The organism is Curtobacterium sp. TXMA1 (assembly GCF_020162095.1).
In the GTDB taxonomy this organism is placed as follows: Bacteria; Actinomycetota; Actinomycetes; order Actinomycetales; family Microbacteriaceae; genus Curtobacterium.
The window spans coordinates 2921257-2945630 of sequence record NZ_CP083910.1 but is presented as its reverse complement, the minus strand read 5'-3'; the positions used below and the strand labels follow the sequence as shown (position 1 = coordinate 2945630).

The following is a 24374-nucleotide window of genomic DNA, read 5'->3' as shown; positions in this document are numbered from 1 at the left end:
TCGTTGTAAAGACCGCCGGACGCGGTGGGCGTGGATCGTCCGGGACGCGTCCCGGCGCCGGCGCGTACCGTTCGCTGCATGAGCGCCGAGGCACCCGAGCACGTCGACGACCGCACGCTGGAGGGCTGGATCGCACGCCAGCGCTGGTACGCCGCGAAGGGCGGGACACCGGCCCTGCGCACCCTCGCCGAGACCGACGGCACCCGGCTCGTGCTCGACGACGCCGCGACCGGTGCCGTGCTCTACCAGGTGCCCGTCGCGGCCGGGGGCGCGCCGGGCGCCGATCCCGTCGACGCCACCACCGACACCGACTGGGTGCAGCAGCTCGCCGCACGCATCGACGCCGACCCCGAGAGCCTCCGACCGATCGGCGAGGTCACCGCGTCACGGGTGCTGTCCGGCGAGCAGTCCAACACCTCGGTCATCTGCGACACGGCGTCCGGCGACCAGGTCATCGTCAAGCTCTTCCGCGTCCTGCACCACGGCGACAACCCCGACGTCACCACGCAGCTCGCGCTCTCCGCCGCGGGCAGCGCGCGCGTGCCGACCGTGTACGGCGCCCAGCGGGCGACCTGGCCCGACCCCGGCCGATCCGACGGCACGGCGACCGGACACCTCGCGTTCGCGCAGGAGTTCCTGCCGGGGCTCGAGGACGCCTGGCGCGTCGCCCTCCGCGACGCCCGGACCGGTACCGCGTGGGACGACCAGGCGGCCGCGCTCGGTGCGGCGCTCGCCGAGGTGCACCGCACGCTCGCCACCGCCCTGCCGACCGAGCCCGCCGACGAGTCCCGCCGCGAGGCCGCGATGGCGACGATGCGGGACCGCCTCGACGCCGCCGTCCGCGAGGCCCCGACCGTCGAGCCGCACGTCGACGCCATCCGTGCGGTGTACGACCGAGCCGCCGCCTCGCACTGGCCGGACCTGCAGCGCATCCACGGCGACCTGCACCTCGGCCAGGTACTCGCCGCACCGGAGCCGCGCGGGTGGGTGTTCCTGGACTTCGAGGGGGGAGCCGCTCCGCCCGCTCGCCGAACGGTCGCTGCCCGACTCGACGCTCCGTGACGTCGCGGGCATGCTCCGGTCCTTCGACTACGTCGCGGGCGCACTCGCACACGATGCCGAGTTCGTCGACGCGGGCGTCTGGGCGCAGGCGGCACGGCAGGCGTTCCTCGACGGCTACCGCCGCGGCACCGGCGGCGACCTGGCCGAGCACCGCGCCCTGCTCGACGCCTTCGAGCTCGACAAGGCCGTCTACGAGGTCGTCTACGAGACGCGGAACCGGCCGGACTGGGCCGGCATCCCCCTGGCGGCGGTCGCTCGGCTGGCCGCGGACGCAGCCCGATCCGACCCGGCGTGACCCGCTGACGGACGGGAGGCGCGGTGCCGGCCGGCCCCGCGCCTCCCGTCCGTCACCTGGTGACGTCGACCACCGTCGTCAGTTGACGGGTCCCGTGTACTTCTCGCCCGGTCCCTTGCCCGGTGCGTCCGGGATGCTCGACGCCTCGCGGAACGCGAGCTGCACCGACCGCAGGCCGTCGCGGAGCGGACGGGCGTGGTGGTCGCCGATCTCGGTCGCCGCCGCGGTGACGAGTCCGGCGAGGGCCGTGATGAGCTTGCGCGCTTCGTCGAGGTCGGTCTGCTCCTGCGGGTCGTCCGCCAGGCCGACCTTCACGGCGGCCGCGCTGAGCAGGTGGACGGCGACGGTGTTGATGAGCTCGACCGCCGGGACCTCGGCGATGTCGCGGGCCTCGTCGCCGGCGTCGTACCGCTCGTCGTCCTGCACGGTCTCGTTCTCGGGGGTGTCGGGCACGGTGCTCCTCTGCTAGACTCGTCGGCGGCAGATGCTGTCCGCGTGCCCCGGAACGTGTTCCGAGGTGTTCGAACGGCGTCGTAGAAGAGGAGTCTCTCCCACCCGCGGCCGTGCACCACAGGCTACCGGGTCCCAACCGCTCCGCCGGCGTCCGCGCCGGTCGGTCGTCCCGCACGGGGCGGCGTCGGGCGGCTGCCGAACGGGTTCCGATCCGTGCGTCAGATCTCCTCTCTCGTGCCGTCGTCCAGCGCAGCAGCGCCGGACGGCCACCACCTGATTGAAGGAGCTCCGCATTCCCGATCCCCGCACCAACGACCGAATCCGCGTTCCCGAGGTCCGACTCGTCGGCCCCCAGGGTGAGCAGGTCGGCGTCGTCCCGATCGCCATGGCCCTGCGTCTCGCGCAGGAAGCCGAACTGGATCTGGTCGAGGTCGCCCCGAACTCGAAGCCGCCCGTGGCCAAGATCATGGACTACGGCAAGTTCAAGTACGAGGCAGCGCAGAAGGCCAAGGAAGCGCGTCGCAACCAGGTGAACACGGACCTCAAGGAGGTCCGGTTCCGCCTGAAGATCGACACGCACGACTACGAGACCAAGCGCAAGCGCGCCGAGGGCTTCCTCCTCGGCGGCGACAAGGTGAAGGCGATGATCCTCTTCCGTGGTCGCGAGCAGTCGCGTCCGGAGCAGGGCGTCCGTCTCCTCCAGAAGTTCGCGGAGGAGATCGCCGAGTTCGGCGTCGTCGAGTCGCGTCCGACCCAGGACGGCCGCAACATGACGATGATCATCGCCCCCCTCAAGAACAAGTCCGACGTCAAGGGCGAGCAGAACGCGAAGCGTGCTGCGCAGAAGGCCGAGCGTCGTGCGTCGGAGCACGCGGCGAAGGGCAAGGAGGCCGACGAGGCCACCGAGTCCGCGCCGGCGGAGACCTCCGCCGAGTAGGTCCCTCCGGACCACCGCGCGCAACGCTCCCACCGCAACGGCGCGGCCCACCCACCCACCCCACGGAAAGGCACCACGATGCCCAAGCAGAAGACCCACTCCGGGTCGAAGAAGCGCTTCAAGGTCACCGGCAGCGGCAAGATCATGAAGCAGCAGGCCGGTATGCGTCACAACCTCGAGGTCAAGAGCGCCAAGCGCAAGGCCCGCCTGAACGAGGACCAGGTCCTCGCCAAGGCCGACGCGAAGAACGTCAAGAAGCTTCTCGGCCACTGAGCCGGCGGAAACGTAAAGGAACAGATCAATGGCACGAGTAAAGAGAGCGGTCAACGCCGCCAAGAAGCGCCGCGTCATCCTCGAGCGCGCCGAGGGCTACCGCGGCCAGCGTTCGCGGCTCTACCGCAAGGCCAAGGAGCAGGTCACCCACTCCCTCGTCTACGCGTACCGGGACCGCCACGCCAAGAAGGGCGAGTTCCGTCGCCTCTGGATCCAGCGCATCAACGCTGCGTCGCGTGCGAACGGCCTCACCTACAACCGCCTCATCCAGGGTCTGAACCTGGCCGGCGTCGAGGTCGACCGTCGCATCCTCGCGGACCTCGCGGTGAACAACCCCGACACGTTCGCGGCGCTCGTCGAGACCGCCAAGAAGGCCCTGCCGGCCGACACCTCGGCCCCGAAGGCCGCGTAGTCACGCCAGCTCCCGAAGCCCCCGCTCCGTCCTCGGAGCGGGGGCTTCGTGCATGCTGCGACACTGGACCCGTGAGCGATCTCCTCGAGAACCCCCGTGCCGGACGAGTGAAGGCCGTCGCGGCCCTGGCGAAGAAGGACGTCCGTGCCGACACCGGGCTCTTCCTGCTCGAGGGGCCGCAGGCCGTGCGCGAGGCGATCGAGTACCGTCCCGAGCTCCTGCGGGAGCTGTACGTCACGCCGACGGCAGCCGCCCGCTACGGGCTCGACGACGCACCGGTCGACACATGGTTCGTCACCGAGCAGGTGCTCGACACGATGGCGGACACCGTCACCCCGCAGGGGGTCGTCGCGGTGTGCCAGCAGTTCCCGACGTCGGTGCGCGAGGTCTTCCCGGACGCCGGACCTGGCCTGGAGGCACGGGGTGCGTCCGCCACGGACGGCGCCCTGCCCGGTCTGGTCGCGATCCTCGAGCAGGTGCGGGACCCGGGGAACGCGGGCACGATCATCCGCGCCGCCGACGCGGCGGGTGCCGACGCCGTCGTGCTCACCGGGCGGTCGGTCGACCCGTACAACCCGAAGGTGGTGCGCTCGACCACGGGGTCGCTGTTCCACGTGCCGGTCTCGGTCGGGGTGACGCTCGCCGACACGGTCGCCCGGGCCAGGGCGCTCGGGTACACGGTCCTCGCCGCCGACGTCTCCGGCGACGACCTGCCGGACGTGCGGGCCGACGGCATGCTCGACGGCCCGACCGCCTGGGTGTTCGGCAACGAGGCCCGCGGACTGACGACGGAGGACCTCGAGCTGGTCGACCGCGCCGTGAAGGTCCCGATCTACGGCCGGGCGGAGTCGATGAACCTGGCGACGGCCGCCTCGGTGTGCCTGTACGAGTCGGCGTTCGCGCAGCGGGTGGCTTCCTCCTCCACAACGCCCTGACCCGTCCTGCTCCTCCACCGTCCGCCCAGTGCAGGACGGCGGTATCCCGGGGGCCGGTAGGCTTGGGCCTCGTGTCAGAACACCTCGAGATCAGCGAAGCGGCCGTCGCCGACGCGGTCGACCGGGCCCTCGCCGCGGTCCGCGCGACGACGACCGTGGCCGAGCTGAAGCAGGCCCGGGCCGAGCACACCGGCGAGCAGTCGGCGCTCGCGCGGATGAACGCGTCGATGCGCAGCGTGCCGAAGGAGCAGAAGGCAGCGGCCGGCAAGCTCGTCGGCCAGGCGCGCGGTCAGGTGAACGCCGCGATCGCCGAGCACGAGTCGGTCCTGGCCGAGGCCGAGGAGCGCGCCCGGCTCGAGGCCGAGCGGGTCGACGTCACCGCGCTGCCGGTCCGTCGTGCGCCGGGCTCCCGTCACCCGCTCTCGGTCCTCAACGAGACCGTCGCCGACATCTTCGTCGGCATGGGGTGGGAGGTGGCAGAGGGCCCCGAGCTCGAGCACGAGTGGTTCAACTTCGACGCGCTGAACTTCGACCCGGACCACCCCGCGCGGGCGATGGCCGACACGATCTTCGTCGAGCCGGTCGACCGGCACCTGGTCATGCGCACGCACACCTCCCCGGTGCAGGTGCGCTCCCTGCTGTCCCGCGACCTGCCGCTCTACGTGATCGCCCCGGGACGCGTGTACCGCGCCGACGAGCTTGACGCCACCCACCTGCCGGTCTTCACCCAGGTCGAGGGCATCGCGATCGACAAGGGTCTGACGATGGCGCACCTGCGCGGCACGCTCGAGCACTTCGCGCGCCAGGTCTTCGGCGCCGAGGCGCAGATCCGCCTGCGCCCCAACTACTTCCCGTTCACCGAGCCGAGCGCCGAGATGGACGTCTGGCAGCCGAACGCCAAGGGCGGCCCGCGGTGGGTCGAGTGGGGCGGCTGCGGCATGGTGAACCCCAACGTCCTGCGGGCGGCCGGCATCGATCCGGACGAGTACCAGGGCTTCGCGTTCGGGATGGGCATCGAGCGGACGCTGCAGTTCCGCAACGGCCTGAACGACATGCGTGACTTCCTCGAGGGCGACGTCCGCTTCTCGCAGCAGTTCGGAACGGTGGTCTGATGCGCGTCCCACTCCGCTGGCTCGGCGAGTCCGTCGACCTGCCCGACGACGTCTCCCTCGAGCACGTCCACGCGGCACTCGTGTCGGTGGGCTTCGAGGAAGAGGACGTCCACACCTACGACCTCACCGGTCCGATCGTCGTCGGACGTGTGCTCGAGCGCGAGCCCGAGCCGCAGAAGAACGGCAAGACGATCAACTGGTGCCAGGTGGACGTCGGCGAGGGCGAGCCCCGCGGCATCGTCTGCGGCGCGCACAACTTCGACGTGGGCGACCTCGTCGTCGTGACGCTGCCCGGCGCGGTGCTGCCCGGCCCGTTCCCGATCGCCGCGCGCAAGACCTACGGTCACGTGTCCGACGGCATGATCGCCTCGGCACGCGAGCTCGGGCTCGGCGACGAGCACGACGGCATCCTGCGCTTCGCCGACCTCGCCATGGAGCCCGAGGTCGGGGCCGACGCGATCGCGCTGCTCGGCCTCGACGACGCCGCGGTCGAGATCAACGTGACCCCGGACCGCGGTTACGTGATGAGCATGCGCGGCGTCGCCCGCGAGTACGCGCACGCCACCGGTGCGAGCTTCCACGACCCCGCCGACCGGGTGACGCCCCGCTCGGGCGAGGGCTTCCGCGTGACGATCGACGACCGGGCGCCCGTCCGCGGTCGCGTCGGCGCGCACACCTTCGTCACGCGGGTCGTCCGTGGGATCGACCCGACCCGGAAGACACCGGCGTGGATGGTGTCGCGACTGGCACTGGCGGGCGTCCGCTCGATCTCGCTGCCCGTCGACATCACGAACTACGTCATGTTCGAGCTCGGCCAGCCCCTGCACGGCTACGACCTCGCGAAGGTCCGCGGCGGCCTCGGCGTGCGTCGCGCGGCGGCGGGGGAGACCCTGGTCACGCTCGACGACACCACCCGCACGCTCGACCCCGAGGACCTCGTCATCACCGACGACGAGGGCCCGGTCGGTCTCGCCGGCGTGATGGGCGGTGCCCGTACCGAGATCTCGGACACGACGACCGACGTGCTGATCGAGGCCGCGGGCTTCGACCAGGTCTCGATCGCCCGGACGGCCCGTCGGCACAAGCTGCCGAGCGAGGCGTCGAAGCGCTTCGAGCGCGGGGTCGACCCGCTCGTGGCCGAGGCCGCGGCGAACCGCGCGGTCGAGCTCCTCGTCGAGCTCGCGGGCGGCACGGCCGACGCCCTCGGGTCGACGCTCGTCGACACCGCGCCCCGCCCGACGATCACGATGCGTGCGTCCCGACCCGCCGAGCTCGTCGGTGTCGAGTACACCGACGCCGAGGTCATCGACACCCTCCGTGCGATCGGTGCCACGGTCGACGTCGACGGCGAGCTGCTCGTCGTCACGCCGCCGTCCTGGCGACCGGACCTCACCGACGACACCACCCTGGTCGAGGAAGTGGCCCGCATCGTCGGCTACGACCGCATCCCCAGCGTCCTGCCGATCGCGCCGCCCGGACGAGGTCTGACCCGGCACCAGCAGGCCCGCCGTCGCGTGTCCGCCGCCCTCGCAGCGCAGGGCCTCGTCGAGGTCGTGACCGCGCCGTTCGTCTCGCAGTCGACGCAGGACGCCTACCCGGGCATCGACGGCGACGGTGGGCCGAGCGTGGTGCTCGCGAACGCACTCGACAGCGAGCAGTCGCTGCTCCGTCGCAGCGGGGTGCCGGCCCTCGTCGACGCCGCACGTCGGAACGTGTCGCGCGGGCTCGTCGACGTCGCCCTGTACGAGACCTCGCGCGTGTTCCTGCCGACGACGGACGCGCAGCTCGGGACCGCCACCGTGCCCGCCGGTGCGGCTCGACCCGATCGGGAGACCCTCGCCGCGCTCGACGCGTCGCTCCCGCCCCAGCCGTTCCACGTGTCGGCGCTGCTGACCGGCAACCGTGTCGTGAAGCAGCCCGGGGTGCAGCCGGAGCCGTACGGCATCGCGGACGCGCTCGACGTCGCCCGCGAGGTCGCCTGGGCGGTCGGTGTCGAGCTCCGGGTCGCCCAGACGAGCCACCCGTCCCTGCACCCGGGGCGTGCGGCCTCGCTGCTGGTCGGCGACACCGTCGTCGGCGTCGCCGGCGAGCTGCTGCCCGTCCTGACCGAGGCCGCGGTGCTCCCGCGCGTGGTCGCCGTCGTCGAGATCGACCTCGACGCGCTGGTCGCGGCGGCGCCGGAGCTCGTCGCGGTCGCGCCGATCGTGTCCTACCCGGCGGCGACGCAGGACCTGTCCCTCGTGGTCGCGGTCGACGTCCCGGCGGGTGACGTGCTCGACGCCGTCCGTTCTGGCGCCGGAGAGCTGCTGGAGTATGCTCGGCTCGTGGACGACTACCGGGGCACGGGCGTGGACGAGGGACAGAAGTCCCTGACGTTCGCCCTGCGCTTCCGTGCCACGGACCGCACGCTGACCGCTGCCGAGGCCTCCGAGGCCCGTGACGGCGCCGTCCGACGTGCCGGCGAGCGATTCGGGGCGACCCTGCGCGACTGATCCACCGGATCACCGCCCGGGGCCGCCGCCTCCGACTCTCTCGACGACCAGTCCGACCAAAGGTGGAACCCATGTCCGTATCCGTCGCCGTGGCGGGAGCCTCCGGCTACGCGGGCGGTGAGCTCCTGCGCGTGCTCGCCGCCCACCCAGAGTTCGACGTCAGGACGGTGACGGCCTTCTCGAACGCGGGACAGCCGCTCATCGCCACGCAGCCGCACCTGCGGTCGCTGGCGCACCTGACGCTGGTGGAGACGACGGCGGCGAACCTGCGCGGGCACGACGTGGTGTTCCTCGCGCTGCCGCACGGACAGTCGGGCGCGATCACGGCCGAGCTCGACGACGACACCCTCGTCGTCGACTGCGGCGCGGACCACCGGTTGACCGACCCGGCGGCGTGGGACGCGTTCTACGGCGGCGAGTACCACGGCGCGTGGACCTACGGCCTGCCCGAGCTGCTCCACGCGGCCCCGACTCCGGGCACCGCGGACGAGTGGCGTGACGTCGAAGACATCACCGGGCTCGGTCGGCAGCGCACGGAGCTCGCCACGACGAAGCGGATCGCGGTGCCGGGCTGCAACGTGACGGCCGTGACGCTCGGCATCCAGCCCGGGGTCCAGGCCGGACTCGTCGAGACGGACGACCTCGTCGCGGTGCTGAGCGTCGGACCGAGCGGCGCCGGCAAGAAGCTCGCGACCACCTACCTGGCGTCGGAGATCATGGGGTCCGCCAGCGCCTACGCGGTCGGCGGCACCCACCGGCACATCCCGGAGATCCAGCAGAACCTGGTCGCTGCGGGGGCCGGTGACGTCCGGATCTCGTTCACGCCCGTCCTCGTCCCGATGGCACGCGGCATCCTCGCGACCACGACCGCACGACTCTCGCCCGGGGTCAGCGCCCGCGACGTCCGGCTCGCCTGGGAGCAGGCCTACGCCGACGAGCCCTTCGTGCACCTGCTCCCGGAGGGCGAGTTCCCGCGCACCGCGGACACCGTCGGCGCGAACACGGCGCTCGTCGGCATCGCCGTCGACGAGGCCGCCGGCCGCGTGGTGGCCGTGAGCGCCCTCGACAACCTGGCCAAGGGCACCGCCGGCGCGGCCGTGCAGTCGGCCAACATCGCCCTGGGCTTCCCGGAGACCCTCGGCCTGAGCGTGGACGGAGTCGCACCGTGACCGACGTGACCTCGACGGACCAGGCCGCGGCGGGCCTCCAGGGCGTGACCGCGGCCGCTGGGTTCCGCGCAGCCGGGGTGACCGCCGGACTCAAGGCGAGCGGGAAGCCCGACGTCGCCCTCGTCGTGAACGACGGCCCCGACGCCGCCGTGGCGGCGGTCTTCACGAGCAACCGCGCGCAGGCGCACCCGGTGATCTGGTCGCGCCAGGTCGTCGGTGACGGTGTCGCCCGGGCCGTGGTGCTCAACTCCGGTGGCGCGAACTGCTTCACCGGCCCGTTCGGCTTCCAGACCACGCACATGACGGCCGAGGCCGTCGGGGACGCCCTCGGCATCGGCGCCGGTGACGTCGTCGTGTGCTCGACCGGGCTGATCGGCCGCGGGGACCAGACGTTCCGCGACGGCGTCCTGCGCGGCGTCGACCTCGCGAGCCACGCGCTCTCGGCGGACGGCGGCCCCGATGCAGCGACCGCGATCATGACGACGGACACGACGCCGAAGCAGTCCGTCGTGACCGAGGACGGCTGGACGGTCGGCGGCATGGCGAAGGGGGCCGGCATGCTGGCGCCGGGCCTCGCCACGATGCTCGTCGTCATCACCACCGACGCGGTGCAGACGCCCGACCAGCTCGACCAGGCACTCCGCGCCGCGACCCGGGTGACGTTCGACCGCGTCGACTCGGACGGCTGCATGTCGACGAACGACACCGTCGTGCTGCTGTCGTCCGGTGCCAGCGGGGTCACCCCCGAGGTCGGCGACTTCCAGGAAGCACTGACCGCGGTCTGCGCCGACCTCGCCCGCCAGCTCCAGCAGGACGCCGAGGGCGCGAGCCACGACATCATGATCGAGGTCACCGGCGCGGTGTCCGAGGACGAGGCCGTCACGGTGGGCCGCAGCGTCGCCCGGAACAACCTGTTCAAGGCCGCCGTGTTCGGCAACGACCCGAACTGGGGCCGGGTGCTCGCAGCGATCGGGACCACCGACGCCGAGTTCGACCCGTACGCGGTCGACGTCAGCATGAACGGCGTCCGCGTCTGCCACGCCGGCGCACCGGACCGGCCGATCGACGAGGTCGACCTGACCCCGCGCGACACCCACGTCCTGATCGAGCTCGGGGTCGGCGTGCACGCGGCGACGATCCTGACGAACGACCTGACGCACGACTACGTCCACGAGAACAGCGCGTACTCCAGCTGATGAGCGACGACCTGACCAAGGAAGAAGAGCACGAGCTCGCCGCCGTCAAGGCCGCCACGCTCATCGAGTCCCTGCCGTGGCTGAAGCGGTTCTCGGGCAAGACCGTCGTCGTGAAGTTCGGCGGCAACGCGATGGTGAACGACGACCTCAAGCGCGCGTTCGCCGAGGACATGGTGTACCTGCGCTACGCCGGGCTCCACCCGGTCGTCGTGCACGGCGGCGGCCCGCAGATCTCGGCAGCACTGAAGGAACAGGGCATCGCGTCCGAGTTCCGCGGCGGCTACCGCGTGACGACGACCGAGGCGATCACGGTCGTGCGCGACGTGCTCGCCGGCGAGGTCAACCGCGAGATCGTCGACCTCGTCAACGAGCACGGCGACGGCCTGGCCGTGGGCGTCTTCGGCGACGGGGGCTCGCTGTTCACCGGTGAGAAGAAGGGCGTCGTCGTCGACGGGGAGCACTTCGACCTCGGGCACGTCGGCGACATCACGCACGTCGACCCGTCCGGTGTCCTGGCCGCGATCGAGGCCGGACGCATCCCGATCGTCTCGAGCATCGCGATCGACGACGCCCACCCGGACCAGGCGCTGAACGTCAACGCCGATGCCGCGGCCGGCGCCCTCGCCATCGCACTCGGCGCCGCGAAGCTCATGATGCTGACCGACGTGCCCGGCCTGTACCGCAACTGGCCCGACCGCGACTCGATCATCGACCTCATCGCCGTCGACGAGCTGCGCGAGCTGCTGCCGAGCCTCGAGTCGGGGATGATCCCGAAGATGACCGCGTGCCTCGACGCCGTGGTCGGCGGGGTCGGTGGCGCGACCATCATCGACGGGCGCATCCCGCACTCGATCCTGCTCGAGGTGTTCACCCTGCGGGGAGCGGGCACCGAGGTGATCCCGGACCCGAGCCGCCGCACCGAGAACCAGAACACCCACGCCGAGGTCGGCCGACGGGTGCCCGAGTCCGCGGCGGACCCGGGTCGACACGAAGCAGTCCACACCACGAGCACGACGCAGAAGGGGACCGAGCAGTGAGCACCGAGACGCAGACCCAGACCTGGAACGACCGGTTCGGGGCGTCGCTCATGCGATCCCTGACCCCGCCGAAGATCATGCTCGACCACGGCCAGGGCTGTCGGGTGTGGGACGTCGACGGCAACGAGTACCTCGACTTCCTGGCGGGCATCGCCGTGAACTCCCTCGGGCACGCCCACCCGGCACTCGTCGAGGCCGTCGCCGACCAGGCCGCGAAGCTCGTGCACGTGTCGAACTACTTCGCGACGCCGCCGCAGCTCGAGCTCGCCGAGCGCCTGAAGCGCATCACCGGGGCCGGCGACGCGGGCCGCGTGTACTTCGGCAACTCCGGCGCCGAGGCGAACGAGGCCGCGTTCAAGCTCGCGCGGCTGAACAAGGGCGCCGACGGTCGGAAGACCCGCATCCTCGCGCTCAAGCAGGGCTTCCACGGGCGCACGATGGGCGCGCTCGCCCTCACCGGCAAGCCCGCGCTGCAGGAGGACTTCCTGCCGATGGTCCCCGGTGTCGAGCACATCGACTCGACCGTCGAGGCGCTCGAAGCGGCGATCGACGACACCGTCGCCGCACTGATCCTCGAACCGATCAAGGGCGAGGCCGGCGTGGTCGACCTGCCCGAGGGCTTCCTGCTCGCCGCACGGCGCCTGACCGAGGAGCACGGCGCGCTGTTCATCCTCGACGAGATCCAGACCGGTGTCGGTCGGACCGGCAACTGGTTCACCTTCCAGGGCCACGGGTTCACCCCGGACGCCGTGACGATCGCGAAGGGCATCGCCGGTGGGTTCCCGATCGGCGCCCTCGTGACGTTCGGCTGGGCATCCGAGCTGTTCTCGGCCGGCCAGCACGGCTCGACGTTCGGCGGCAACCCGCTCGGCACCCGCGTCGCGAACGCGGTGCTCGAGGAGATCGAACGCGCCGACCTGGTCGCCGGCGCGGTCACCAAGGGCGAGCGCATCCGAGCCGGCATCGCCGCCCTCGGTTCCCCGCTGGTGCACGAGGTCCGCGGCACGGGCCTGCTCGTCGGCGTCGGCCTGACCGCCCCCGTCGGCCCGGCCGTCAACGCCGCCGCCCTCGAGCGCGGCCTCATCATCAACGCCCCGAACGAGTCGAGCCTGCGCATCGCACCGCCGCTCATCGTGACCGACGCCGAGATCGACGAGTTCGTGTCGATCCTCGGCCAGAGCCTCGCGGCCGTCGCCGCCGAGCAGGAGACCTCCGCATGACCCGCCACTTCCTCCGCGACGACGACCTGACCCAGGCCGAACAGTCCGCGATCCTCGACCTCGCCGCCCGGATGAAGGGCGACCGCTGGGGCGAGAAGCCGCTGGCCGGTCCGCAGACCGTCGCGGTGATCTTCGACAAGTCGTCGACGCGTACGCGGGTGTCCTTCCACGTCGGCATCTCCGACCTCGGCGGGAGCCCGCTCGTGATCACGACGGCGAACAGCCAGCTCGGCGGCAAGGAGACCCCGTCCGACACCGCCCGGGTGCTCGAGCGCATGGTGTCCGCGATCGTGTGGCGCACCTACGCCCAGTCCGGGCTCGAGGAGATGGCTGCGGGCACGCGCGTGCCGGTCGTCAACGCCCTGTCGGACGACTTCCACCCCTGCCAGCTCCTGGCGGACCTGCTCACCATCCGTGAGCACCGCGGCACGCTCGCCGGGCAGACCGTCGCCTTCGTCGGTGACGGCGCGTGCAACATGGCGCACTCCTACCTGCTCGCCGGCGCGACCGCGGGCATGCACGTCCGGGTCGCCGCGCCGGCCGCGTTCAGCCCGGACCCCCGGGTCGTCGCCGACGCCGAGCGTCGCGCCGCCGAGACCGGTGGGTCCGTCCTGGTCGTCACCGACCCGGTCGCGGCCGTCGCCGACGCCGACGTCGTGGTCACGGACACGTGGGTGTCGATGGGCAAGGAGGACGAGAAGCAGGCGCGACTCGACACCTTCGCGGGGTACCGCGTCGACGACGAGCTGATGGGGCACGCCGCCGACGACGCCGTGTTCATGCACTGCCTGCCGGCTGACCGCGGGTTCGAGGTGACCGCCGAGGTCATCGACGGGCCGCGGAGCATCATCTGGGACGAGGCAGAGAACCGCCTGCACGCGCAGAAGGCCCTGCTCGCCTGGCTCCTGGCCACGAACGCGACGGGCGGACCGGCCACCGCCAGCGCTCCGGCCACCGCGACCGCAGCGACCAGCCCGACCGCCTGACCCCGCTCGACAGGAGTCCCGTGACCGACCGCATCGTCGTCGCCTGCTCCGCCGGGGTGGACCCGGCGGCGGCCGTCGAGCACTTCGCCGTCGACCACGAGGTCCTGGCCCTCGTGGTCGACCTCGGCGGTCGCTCGCGCGAGGTCGATGCGGTGCGCGAGCGCATGCGGGTCGCCGGCGCGGCCGACGCCCTGGTGGTCGACGCGAAGACCGAGTACGCAGACCGGTACGTCGTCGGCGCCGTGCAGGCGAACGCCGGCGGTCCCGGTCGACCGCTGGTGCCGTCGCTGCGTCTGCCGATCGTCGCCGACCACCTGGCCCGGACGGCGCGGCAGCTCGGTGCCGTCGCGGTCGCGCACCTCACGTCCGCGCCGGACCAGGTGGCCCTCACCACGACGGTCGCCGGGCACGACCCCGACCTCCGGGTCCTCACGGTGCCGGCCAGGGTCGTGCCGGTCGGCGGTACCGAGCACGATGTCTGGGGCCGCCTGGTCGCCGAACCCGATCCCGAGGACCCGTGGGCTGCGGTCGACGCGGCGGCCTGGGCGCGGACCGCTGACCCGGCCGCGCAGCCGGACCCCGAGCCCGACGAGGTCACCGTGACCTTCGAGCACGGTGTCCCGGTCGCCCTCGACGGGCAGCGCTTCCCGGTCCTGCGCCTCCTGCGCGAGCTCGACGCCCTCGCCGGCCGCCACGGCATCGGTCGCCACGACCTCGTCGTCGACCTGCTCGACGGCCGCAAGGCCCGCCGCCTGGCGGAGACGCCGGGTGCGACGGCACTCGTCGCGGCACACCGGGACCTCGAACGCATCACCCTCGAACGCGAGGTGCTGCGCGTCAAGGACGGCGTGGACCGCGAGTGGGCGGACCTGGTCGAGGGCGGTCGGTGGGCGAGCGGGCTCCGCCGCGCGCTCGACGCCTTCGTCGAGCAGACGCAGCGGCACGTCTCGGGCGACGTGCGGCTCCGGCTGCACGGCGGGGTCGCCGCCGTCACCGGGCGCCGGTCGGAGCAGAGCCTGCTCGACTTCGAGCTCGCCGGGGTCGCGACCACCGCCGGCCCCGGGTTCGCCGACGTCCGGGCCCGGCCGACGCGGACCGCCACACGCCGTGACCGCGCGAACTGACGGCGCACCGCCGCACGAACCCCGCCGCACGACCCCCGCCCCACGAACTCCGCACCACCGACCAGCACCCCCTCCCAGGCAGGACGACATGACCGACGCGACGCAGCCCAGCAAGACCGACGCCACGAACACGGGCGCCCTCTGGGGTGGCCGCTTCGCCGACGGCCCCAGCGCCGAACTCGCCGCGCTGTCCCGGTCGACGCAGTTCGACTGGCAGCTCGCTCCGTACGACATCGCCGGGTCGCGTGCCCACGCCCGGGCCCTGCAGGCCGCGGGCTACCTGACCGAGGACGAGCTGGAGCGCATGACCGCCGGCCTCGACCGCCTGGCCGACGCGCACGCGACGGGCGCGTTGCAGCCGGACGACTCCGACGAGGACGTCCACGGTGCCCTCGAGCGCCTGCTCATCGCCGACCTCGGACCGGAACTCGGCGGGAAGCTCCGGGCCGGTCGGAGCCGCAACGACCAGATCGCCACCCTGGGCCGCATGCACATGCTCGACCACGGTCGGCGGATCGGGCGGCTCGTCATCGACCTCGTCGACGCGATCTCCCAGCAGGCCAGCGAGCACCCCGCGGCGATCATGCCCGGTCGCACCCACCTGCAGCACGCCCAGCCGGTGCTCCTCGCCCACCACCTCCTCGCGCACGCCTGGCCGCTCGTCCGCGACCTCGAGCGGCTCCGCGACTGGGCCGACCGTGCGAGCGTCAGCCCCTACGGCGCCGGAGCCCTGGCGGGGAGCTCGCTCGGACTCGACCCGGCGGCGATCGCCCGCGAGCTCGGCTTCGCGCGACCCGCGGACAACTCGATCGACGCCACGGCCGCCCGCGACGTCGTCGCCGAGTTCGCGTTCGTCCTCGCGCAGATCGGCATCGACGTGTCCCGCCTGGCCGAGGAGATCATCCTCTGGAACACGAAGGAGTTCGGCTTCGTCCGACTCCACGACGCCTTCTCGACCGGCTCGAGCATCATGCCGCAGAAGAAGAACCCGGACATCGCCGAGCTCGCGCGCGGCAAGTCGGGTCGACTCGTCGGCAACCTCACGGGCCTGCTCACGACGCTCAAGGGCCTCCCGCTCGCGTACAACCGCGACCTGCAGGAGGACAAGGAGCCGGTCTTCGACTCGGTCGCCCAGCTCGAGGTGCTGCTCCCGGCCTTCACCGGCATGGTCGCGACGCTGACCTTCGACACCGAGCGGATGGCCGAGCTCGCGCCGCAGGGCTTCTCGCTCGCGACCGACGTCGCCGAGTGGCTGGTCCGGCAGGGCGTGCCCTTCCGCGACGCCCACGAGATCTCGGGCGCGCTGGTCCGGTACTGCGAGGAACGCGGCGTCGAGCTCGACGAGCCCGGCGACGACGAGTACCGCTCCGTGTCCGAGCACCTCACGCCCGAGGTCCGCGGGGTCCTCACGATCGAGGGCAGCGTCGCGTCGCGTGCCGGCGTCGGCGGCACGGCGCCGGACCGCGTCGCGGAGCAGCTCGCCGCCCTGACCCGCCGCGTCCACGACCTGGCCGAGGGCGCACCCTTCACCCGATGACCGACGGGCTGCGCACGCTCCTGGCCGAGCCCGCCCCGATCTGCGCACCGGCACTGCTCGGCGCGACGATCGCGGGACGCGGTGTCACGCTGCGCATCACCGAGGTCGAGGCGTACTGGGGCCCGACCGACCCGGGCTCGCACGGCCACCGCGGCCCGACACCACGCAACCGGCACCTGTTCGGGCCGCCGGGAACGCTCTACGCGTACCGCTCGTACGGCATCCACACCTGCGTCAACGTGGTGAGCGGGCCGGAGGGCACCTCGTCCGGTTCGCTCCTGCGCGCCGCCGAGGTGGTCGACGGCATCGAGGTGGCCCGGGCGCGCCGCGGCCCGTCCGTCACGGACGTCGCCCTGGCCCGGGGTCCCGGCAACCTCGGGCGGGCCCTCGGCGCCGTGCTCGGCGAGGACGACGGGACCTCGCTCCTCGACGGATCCGGACCGTTCCGGCTCACGCTCGCACCCGGCCTGGAGGCGCGGCTCACCACCGCCGACCCGGCCGACGTGGTCGCGGAGCTGCTCCGCGAGACGGTGGCCGGTCCCGCGGGCGCGGCTCCGGTCCGGCGGATCTCCGTCGGACCGCGCACCGGCGTCGCCGGTGTCGCCGGTGGGGCGACGTTCCCCTGGCGCTCCTGGTCGACCGGTGACCCGACGGTCTCGGCGTACCGACGGCACCAGCGCGCGGTCGACTGACGGGGTCGGCCGCGCCTCCCGGCCGTCGCCACCGGCCCGCCGGTCGCTACGATGGTCCGGTGTCCAGCGCAACCGACCCCGATGTCCTGACACGCCAGCAGAACGACCCCACCTTCGCCTCGGTGTGGGACGAACTGCGCTGGCGCGGTCTGGTGCACGTCTCCACCGACGAGACGGCACTCCAGGAGGCCCTCGACGGTGGGACGATCACGTACTACTGCGGGTTCGACCCGACGGCACCGTCGCTGCACTGCGGCAACCTGCTGCAGCTGCTCACGATGCGGCGGCTGCAGCTCGCCGGGCACAAGCCGCTCGCGCTCGTCGGTGGCTCCACCGGGCTCATCGGCGACCCGCGACCGACCGCGGAGCGCACCCTGAACACCCCGGAGACCGTCGCCGAGTGGGTGAGCCGGCTGCAGGCGCAGGTGTCCCGGTTCCTCAGCCCCGACGGCGAGAACGGCGTCCGGCTCGTCAACAACCTGGACTGGACGGCGCCGCTGTCCGCCATCGACTTCCTGCGTGACATCGGCAAGTACTTCCGCGTGAACACGATGCTGAAGAAGGACGCGGTCGCCGCACGGCTGAACTCGGACGCGGGGATCAGCTACACGGAGTTCAGCTACCAGATCCTGCAGGGTCTGGACTACCGCGAGCTGTTCCGGCAGTACGGCTGCACGCTGCAGACCGGCGGTTCCGACCAGTGGGGCAACCTGACCTCGGGCACGGAACTGATCCGGCGCACCGAGGGTGTCTCCGTGCACGCGCTCGGCACCCCGCTCATCACGAACTCGGACGGCACGAAGTTCGGCAAGAGCGAGGGCAACGCGATCTGGCTCGACGCCGAGATGACCTCGCCGTACGCCTTCTACCAGTTCTGGCTCAACACGGCGGACGCCGACGTGATCGCCCGGTTGCGGGAGTTCACCTTCCTCGACCGCGCGGAGATCGGGCGGCTCGAGCAGGCGGTGGCCGACGAGCCGTTCCGTCGCGAGGCCCAGCGCACCCTGGCGTCCGAAGTCACCTCGCTGGTGCACGGAGCGGGGGCGACCCAGGCGGCGATCGACGCCTCGGCGGCGCTGTTCGGCAACGGGGACCTGGGCTCGCTCGACGCGGCGACCCTCCGTGCAGCGGTCGCCGAGCTCCCCGGGACGGTCTCGCTCCCCGGCGACGCCGATGTCGCTCGAGCCCTCGTCGACACCGGCCTCGTGAAGTCGCTCGGCGAAGCGCGCCGTGCCGTCGACCAGGGCGGTGTGTACGTGAACAACGTCCGCGCCGACGACACGACCGCGCAGCTCGCGGGCCTCGCGCTGCCCGGGGGAGTCGTCGTGCTCCGTCGTGGCAAGAAGACCCTGGCCGGCGTCACGCTCGGCTGACCCGCCCACCCTTCGTGCAGCTGGTGCCCGGTCTCCCGACGGAGGCCGGGCACCGCTGCGTCCGGGGAGGTGCACACCTGGAGTTGCAGAGTGCGACACGCCCGGACGACGGCCCGGTTGGCGCTCCCCGCCGTCGCTGCGTAGAGTTCTTACTCGTCACCCCAAAGGTGCGGCGGAGCGGCTGGAGCGAGAGCCCAGAGCCTGCCGGCCTCAAGCGGGACCATCCTCCACCGAAGTTCAGATCAAGCCTTGTGCTCGATCGCTTCGACGCTTAGGATGACTACTCCACCGGCCCTCTCCTACGGGATGAGCCACAGGACCTCGGTCCGACGAGTTGCCGGTGACACCAAGAACACAAAGCCCCTCTGGCGGAGCTCCTTCTGGGAGTCGAGTGGGGGGTGCGTCTGGTCCTTGAGAACTCAACAGCGTGCACATTGTCAATGCCAATTATTTTGACCCCGTGCCTGGTCGGCTTGCTGACCGGGTCGGAGACAATTCCTTTTGGATTGAATTGATTGTCAGTAGACAGTCTTTACAGTCAAGATCAACTCGGCCTGCTGCTTTGGTGGTGGGTTGGTAATTTTTTACGGAGAGTTTGATCCTGGCTCAGGACGAACGCTGGCGGCGTGCTTAACACATGCAAGTCGAACGATGATGCCCAGCTTGCTGGGTGGATTAGTGGCGAACGGGTGAGTAACACGTGAGTAACCTGCCCCTGACTCTGGGATAAGCGTTGGAAACGACGTCTAATACTGGATACGACTGCCGGCCGCATGGTCTGGTGGTGGAAAGATTTTTTGGTTGGGGATGGACTCGCGGCCTATCAGCTTGTTGGTGAGGTAATGGCTCACCAAGGCGACGACGGGTAGCCGGCCTGAGAGGGTGACCGGCCACACTGGGACTGAGACACGGCCCAGACTCCTACGGGAGGCAGCAGTGGGGAATATTGCACAATGGGCGAAAGCCTGATGCAGCAACGCCGCGTGAGGGATGACGGCCTTCGGGTTGTAAACCTCTTTTAGTAGGGAAGAAGCGAAAGTGACGGTACCTGCAGAAAAAGCACCGGCTAACTACGTGCCAGCAGCCGCGGTAATACGTAGGGTGCAAGCGTTGTCCGGAATTATTGGGCGTAAAGAGCTCGTAGGCGGTTTGTCGCGTCTGCTGTGAAATCCCGAGGCTCAACCTCGGGCTTGCAGTGGGTACGGGCAGACTAGAGTGCGGTAGGGGAGATTGGAATTCCTGGTGTAGCGGTGGAATGCGCAGATATCAGGAGGAACACCGATGGCGAAGGCAGATCTCTGGGCCGTAACTGACGCTGAGGAGCGAAAGCGTGGGGAGCGAACAGGATTAGATACCCTGGTAGTCCACGCCGTAAACGTTGGGCGCTAGATGTAGGGACCTTTCCACGGTTTCTGTGTCGTAGCTAACGCATTAAGCGCCCCGCCTGGGGAGTACGGCCGCAAGGCTAAAACTCAAAGGAATTGACGGGGGCCCGCACAAGCGGCGGAGCATGCGGATTAATTCGATGCAACGCGAAGAACCTTACCAAGGCTTGACATACACCGGAAACGGCCAGAGATGGTCGCCCCCTTGTGGTCGGTGTACAGGTGGTGCATGGTTGTCGTCAGCTCGTGTCGTGAGATGTTGGGTTAAGTCCCGCAACGAGCGCAACCCTCGTTCTATGTTGCCAGCGCGTTATGGCGGGGACTCATAGGAGACTGCCGGGGTCAACTCGGAGGAAGGTGGGGATGACGTCAAATCATCATGCCCCTTATGTCTTGGGCTTCACGCATGCTACAATGGCCGGTACAAAGGGCTGCGATACCGTAAGGTGGAGCGAATCCCAAAAAGCCGGTCTCAGTTCGGATTGAGGTCTGCAACTCGACCTCATGAAGTCGGAGTCGCTAGTAATCGCAGATCAGCAACGCTGCGGTGAATACGTTCCCGGGCCTTGTACACACCGCCCGTCAAGTCATGAAAGTCGGTAACACCCGAAGCCGGTGGCCTAACCCTTGTGGAAGGAGCCGTCGAAGGTGGGATCGGTGATTAGGACTAAGTCGTAACAAGGTAGCCGTACCGGAAGGTGCGGCTGGATCACCTCCTTTCTAAGGAGCATCTGATCGGCCCTGCTTGCAGGTGTTCGGTTCAGGCGCCGATGCAACCCGAGTGTGGTTGCCGGTAGCTCATGGGTGGAACATTGACAGTGCAGTCGGAAGCGCAGCTTCCGGCCTGAGTACGCCAGCTTGCTGGTTGGAACGGGTCGGGGTGAGCGGGTCGGCTGGTGCACGTTGTTGGGTCCTGAGGGACCAGGCTTCCCGGTCGTGATGATCGGGGGTTGAGCCGGCGGACAGATGTTCGCTTGGTTCTTCGAGTGGGCTGCATGAAGCGAACTGGTTGGTTCGGGGAGTGTGGTGCCGATCGTATGTTGAGAACTACACAGTGGACGCGAGCATCTTAGATCGCTCGAGACGATGATCATCTCCTTTCGGGGGTGGTCGGGTGTCGAGTCGATCGCAATTTTAATCTTTGTGGTCAAGTTTCTAAGAGCAAACGGTGGATGCCTTGGCATCTGGAGCCGAAGAAGGACGTAGAAATCTGCGATAAGCCTCGGGGAGCTGATAATCGAGCTGTGAGCCGAGGATTTCCGAATGGGGAAACCCCGCCAGGCGACTTGTCGACCTGGTGACTCCCGCCTGAATATATAGGGCGGGTAGAGGGAACGTGGGGAAGTGAAACATCTCAGTACCCACAGGAAGAGAAAACAACATGTGATTCCGTGAGTAGTGGCGAGCGAAAGCGGATGAGGCTAAACCGATCATGTGTGATAGCCGGCGGGCGTTGCATGGTCGGGGTTGTGGGACACGTCGCTCAGTTCTGCCGGACTGGGGCGGTTACAGCGCATCATAGTCGAACCGGTTTGAAAGCCGGGCCGTAGTGGGTGCCAGCCCCGTAGACGAAATGGTGTTATGGCCGGATGTGTATCCCAAGTAGCACGGGGCCCGAGAAATCCCGTGTGAATCTGTCAGGACCACCTGATAAGCCTAAATACTCCCAGATGACCGATAGCGGACAAGTACCGTGAGGGAAAGGTGAAAAGTACCCCGGGAGGGGAGTGAAATAGTACCTGAAACCGTTTGCTTACAAACCGTCGGAGCCTCCTTGTAGGGGTGACGGCGTGCCTTTGAAGAATGAGCCTGCGAGTTAGTGATATGTGGCGAGGTTAACCCGTGTGGGGCAGCCGTAGCGAAAGCGAGTCTGAATAGGGCGGTTCAGTCGCATGTCCTAGACCCGAAGCGAAGTGATCTATCCATGGCCAGGTTGAAGCGACGGTAAGACGTCGTGGAGGACCGAACCCACTTCAGTTGAAAATGGAGGGGATGAGCTGTGGATAGGGGTGAAAGGCCAATCAAACTTCGTGATAGCTGGTTCTCTCCGAAATGCATTTAGGTGCAGCGTTGCGTGTTTCTCGCCGGAGGTAGAGCTACTGGATGGCCGATGGGCCTCAACAGGTTACTGACGTCAGCCAAACTCCGAATGCCGGTGAGTGAGAGCGCAGCAGTGAGACGGTGGGGGATAAGCTTCATCGTCGAGAGGGAAACAACCCAGACTACCAACTAAGGCCCCTAAGCGTGTGCTAAGTGGGAAAGGATGTGGAGTTGCACAGACAACCAGGAGGTTGGCTTAGAAGCAGCCACCCTTGAAAGAGTGCGTAATAGCTCACTGGTCAAGTGATTCCGCGCCGACAATGTAACGGGGCTCAAGCACACCGCCGAAGTTGTAGATTTCGCACACAGACAAGCCTTCGTGGTTCAGTCGTGCGGAGTGGTAGGAGAGCGTCGTGTGGCGAGTGAAGCGGCGGAGTAATCCAGCCGTGGACGCCACACGAGTGAGAATGCAGGCATGAGTAGCGAAAGACGGGTGAGAAACCCGTCCTCCGAAAGACCAAGGGTTCCAGGGCCAGGTTAATCCGCCCTGGGTAAGTCGGGACCTAAGGCGAGGCCGACAGGCGTAGTCGATGGACAACGGGTTGATATTCCCGTACCGGCGAACAACCGCCCAAGCTAATCCAGTGGTGCTAAGAGTCCTAACCCGGATTACCGGATCCCTTCGGGGTGATGGTGTCCGGTCTAACGCTCGACCCCATGCTGGTGCGGCTAGCGTATGAACAGGTGTGACGCAGGAAGGTAGCTGAGCCAGGCGATGGTATCCGTAAGGTGAACCTGGTGTAAGGATGTAGGGCTGACGATAGGCAAATCCGTCGTCTGTATGCCTGAGATCCGACGCGTACCCGTTAGGGGAAATCAGTGATCCTATGCTGCCGAGAAAAGCATCGACGCGAGGTTGCAGCCGCCCGTACCCGAAACCGACTCAGGTGGTCAGGTAGAGAATACCAAGGAGATCGAGAGAATCGTGGTTAAGGAACTCGGCAAAATGCCCCCGTAACTTCGGGAGAAGGGGGGCCGGACACGTGATACGACTTCTCGTTGTTGAGCGTTGAAGGCCGCAGAGACCAGTGGGAAGCGACTGTTTACTAAAAACACAGGTCCGTGCGAAGTCGCAAGACGATGTATACGGACTGACGCCTGCCCGGTGCTGGAAGGTTAAGAGGAAGGGTTAGCCCTTGCGGCGAAGCTCTGAATTTAAGCCCCAGTAAACGGCGGTGGTAACTATAACCATCCTAAGGTAGCGAAATTCCTTGTCGGGTAAGTTCCGACCTGCACGAATGGCGTAACGACTTCCCAGCTGTCTCAACCGCGAACTCGGCGAAATTGCACTACGAGTAAAGATGCTCGTTACGCGCAGCAGGACGGAAAGACCCCGTGACCTTTACTACAGTTTGGTATTGGTGTTCGGAGTGGCTTGTGTAGGATAGGTGGGAGACTGTGAAGCGGGCACGCTAGTGTTCGTGGAGTCATTGTTGAAATACCACTCTGGTCACTTTGGATGTCTAACGTAGGACCCTGATCGGGTTCATGGACAGTGCCTGATGGGTAGTTTAACTGGGGCGGTTGCCTCCCAAAGAGTAACGGAGGCGCCCAAAGGTTCCCTCAACCTGGTTGGCAATCAGGTGGCGAGTGTAAGTGCACAAGGGAGCTTGACTGTGAGACTGACAGGTCGAGCAGGGACGAAAGTCGGGACTAGTGATCCGGCAGTGGCTTGTGGAAGCGCTGTCGCTCAACGGATAAAAGGTACCTCGGGGATAACAGGCTGATCTTGCCCAAGAGTCCATATCGACGGCATGGTTTGGCACCTCGATGTCGGCTCGTCGCATCCTGGGGCTGGAGTAGGTCCCAAGGGTTGGGCTGTTCGCCCATTAAAGCGGTACGCGAGCTGGGTTTAGAACGTCGTGAGACAGTTCGGTCCCTATCCGCTGCGCGCGTTGGAAATTTGAGAAGATCTATCCCTAGTACGAGAGGACCGGGATGGACGAACCTCTGGTGTGTCAGTTGTTCTGCCAAGGGCACCGCTGATTAGCTACGTTCGGACCGGATAACCGCTGAAAGCATCTAAGCGGGAAGCCGTCTTCGAGATGAGATTTCCATGCACCTTGAGTGTGAGAGGCTCCCAGCAGACTACTGGGTTGATAGGCCGGATGTGGAAGCGGGGACTAACGACCCGTGGAGCTGACCGGTACTAATAAGCCGAAGACTTGACAACACAACTATTACCTCCACCGGTTCACGGTGGGGGGCTCGCGTCCACTTTGTGGTTCCCGACAGACGATCGGGAATCAAACTGAATACTTCAGCAATGCTCTGAAGGAACAATGGTTTGATCCAGGATCTGGGTCGACAGTGTTCCGGTGGTCATAGCGAGAGGGAAACGCCCGGTCACATTCCGAACCCGGAAGCTAAGCCTCTCAGCGCCGATGGTACTGCAAGGGGGACCTTGTGGGAGAGTAGGACGCCGCCGGACTCAACTCCAGCAACACCAGGAAACCCCTGACCGTGAACGGTCAGGGGTTTCCTGCGTTCCCGGCGGCATCCTGCGTTCCAGGGGCATTCTGCGTTCCGAGAGCTTCCAGCGTTCGAGGGTTCCTGTGCGTTGGGGCGCGTTCGCCCGGCACGG

At 68.5% G+C, this 24374-nt stretch carries 18 protein-coding genes and 3 rRNA genes; 20 read left to right on the top strand and 1 reads right to left on the bottom strand.

Going from position 1 to position 24374, the window contains the following annotated elements:
* The first annotated feature begins 78 nt into the window (after positions 1 to 78).
* Entirely contained in the window at positions 79 to 1062 is a 984-nt protein-coding gene (locus LCG91_RS13885; protein ID WP_224441751.1) for a phosphotransferase, read from the top strand.
* Positions 1063 to 1072: 10 nt separating this feature from the next.
* Positions 1073 to 1357 (top strand): hypothetical protein, encoded by a 285-nt coding sequence (locus LCG91_RS13880; RefSeq protein WP_224441750.1) that lies wholly within the window; start codon positions 1073 to 1075, stop codon positions 1355 to 1357.
* 78 nt (positions 1358 to 1435) lie between these two features.
* On the opposite strand, the gene LCG91_RS13875 is transcribed toward LCG91_RS13880, so the two are convergent.
* Complete coding sequence (locus tag LCG91_RS13875) at positions 1436 to 1783, bottom strand: DUF1844 domain-containing protein (RefSeq protein ID WP_058729925.1); 348 nt, start codon at positions 1781 to 1783, stop codon at positions 1436 to 1438.
* Between the two features lie 304 nt (positions 1784 to 2087).
* Between LCG91_RS13875 and infC the strand changes: the two genes are divergently transcribed.
* From infC to rrf, 18 genes are all read left to right on the top strand, one after another.
* Entirely contained in the window at positions 2088 to 2747 is a 660-nt protein-coding gene (gene infC / locus LCG91_RS13870; RefSeq protein WP_082687698.1) for a translation initiation factor IF-3, read from the top strand.
* Positions 2748 to 2825: 78 nt separating this feature from the next.
* Positions 2826 to 3020: a 50S ribosomal protein L35 gene (gene rpmI / locus LCG91_RS13865; protein ID WP_022903519.1), complete on the top strand. Its 195-nt coding sequence runs from the start codon at positions 2826 to 2828 to the stop codon at positions 3018 to 3020.
* A 28-nt stretch (positions 3021 to 3048) separates the two neighbouring features.
* Entirely contained in the window at positions 3049 to 3432 is a 384-nt protein-coding gene (rplT, locus tag LCG91_RS13860) for a 50S ribosomal protein L20 (protein WP_058730008.1), read from the top strand.
* Between the two features lie 71 nt (positions 3433 to 3503).
* Positions 3504 to 4367 (top strand): TrmH family RNA methyltransferase, encoded by an 864-nt coding sequence (locus tag LCG91_RS13855; RefSeq protein WP_224441749.1) that lies wholly within the window; start codon positions 3504 to 3506, stop codon positions 4365 to 4367.
* Positions 4368 to 4438: 71 nt separating this feature from the next.
* Positions 4439 to 5479: a phenylalanine--tRNA ligase subunit alpha gene (gene pheS, locus LCG91_RS13850; RefSeq protein ID WP_058750716.1), complete on the top strand. Its 1041-nt coding sequence runs from the start codon at positions 4439 to 4441 to the stop codon at positions 5477 to 5479.
* On the top strand, positions 5479 to 7971 hold the full coding sequence (pheT, locus tag LCG91_RS13845) for a phenylalanine--tRNA ligase subunit beta (protein ID WP_224441748.1): 2493 nt from the start codon (positions 5479 to 5481) through the stop codon (positions 7969 to 7971). Before pheS ends, pheT begins: the two co-directional genes overlap by 1 nt.
* A gap of 71 nt (positions 7972 to 8042) precedes the next feature.
* Positions 8043 to 9140: an N-acetyl-gamma-glutamyl-phosphate reductase gene (locus LCG91_RS13840; RefSeq protein ID WP_058750718.1), complete on the top strand. Its 1098-nt coding sequence runs from the start codon at positions 8043 to 8045 to the stop codon at positions 9138 to 9140.
* Complete coding sequence (argJ, locus tag LCG91_RS13835) at positions 9137 to 10336, top strand: bifunctional glutamate N-acetyltransferase/amino-acid acetyltransferase ArgJ (RefSeq protein ID WP_224441747.1); 1200 nt, start codon at positions 9137 to 9139, stop codon at positions 10334 to 10336. Before LCG91_RS13840 ends, argJ begins: the two co-directional genes overlap by 4 nt.
* Positions 10336 to 11373 (top strand): acetylglutamate kinase, encoded by a 1038-nt coding sequence (gene argB, locus LCG91_RS13830; RefSeq protein ID WP_058730013.1) that lies wholly within the window; start codon positions 10336 to 10338, stop codon positions 11371 to 11373. The genes argJ and argB overlap by 1 nt, the downstream gene beginning before the upstream one ends.
* On the top strand, positions 11370 to 12593 hold the full coding sequence (locus LCG91_RS13825; RefSeq protein WP_058730014.1) for an acetylornithine transaminase: 1224 nt from the start codon (positions 11370 to 11372) through the stop codon (positions 12591 to 12593). Before argB ends, LCG91_RS13825 begins: the two co-directional genes overlap by 4 nt.
* Positions 12590 to 13579, top strand: a complete 990-nt coding sequence (gene argF, locus LCG91_RS13820; RefSeq protein ID WP_082687762.1) for an ornithine carbamoyltransferase — start codon at positions 12590 to 12592, stop codon at positions 13577 to 13579. Before LCG91_RS13825 ends, argF begins: the two co-directional genes overlap by 4 nt.
* Before the next feature lie 20 nt (positions 13580 to 13599).
* Entirely contained in the window at positions 13600 to 14703 is a 1104-nt protein-coding gene (locus LCG91_RS13815; RefSeq protein ID WP_058750720.1) for an argininosuccinate synthase domain-containing protein, read from the top strand.
* Positions 14704 to 14791: 88 nt separating this feature from the next.
* Positions 14792 to 16240, top strand: coding sequence for an argininosuccinate lyase (argH, locus tag LCG91_RS13810; RefSeq protein WP_058750806.1), 1449 nt, complete (start codon positions 14792 to 14794; stop codon positions 16238 to 16240).
* Positions 16237 to 16932 carry a DNA-3-methyladenine glycosylase gene (locus LCG91_RS13805; protein ID WP_224441746.1) on the top strand — a complete coding sequence of 232 codons (696 nt, stop codon included), beginning with the start codon at positions 16237 to 16239 and terminating at the stop codon, positions 16930 to 16932. The genes argH and LCG91_RS13805 overlap by 4 nt, the downstream gene beginning before the upstream one ends.
* Before the next feature lie 59 nt (positions 16933 to 16991).
* Complete coding sequence (gene tyrS, locus LCG91_RS13800) at positions 16992 to 18305, top strand: tyrosine--tRNA ligase (RefSeq protein ID WP_224441745.1); 1314 nt, start codon at positions 16992 to 16994, stop codon at positions 18303 to 18305.
* A 583-nt stretch (positions 18306 to 18888) separates the two neighbouring features.
* A 16S ribosomal RNA gene (locus LCG91_RS13795) occupies positions 18889 to 20410 on the top strand.
* A gap of 425 nt (positions 20411 to 20835) precedes the next feature.
* A 23S ribosomal RNA gene (locus tag LCG91_RS13790) occupies positions 20836 to 23963 on the top strand.
* 141 nt (positions 23964 to 24104) lie between these two features.
* A 5S ribosomal RNA gene (gene rrf, locus LCG91_RS13785) occupies positions 24105 to 24221 on the top strand.
* The 16S, 23S and 5S rRNA genes sit together here, the layout of an rRNA operon.
* Positions 24222 to 24374 lie beyond the last annotated feature (153 nt).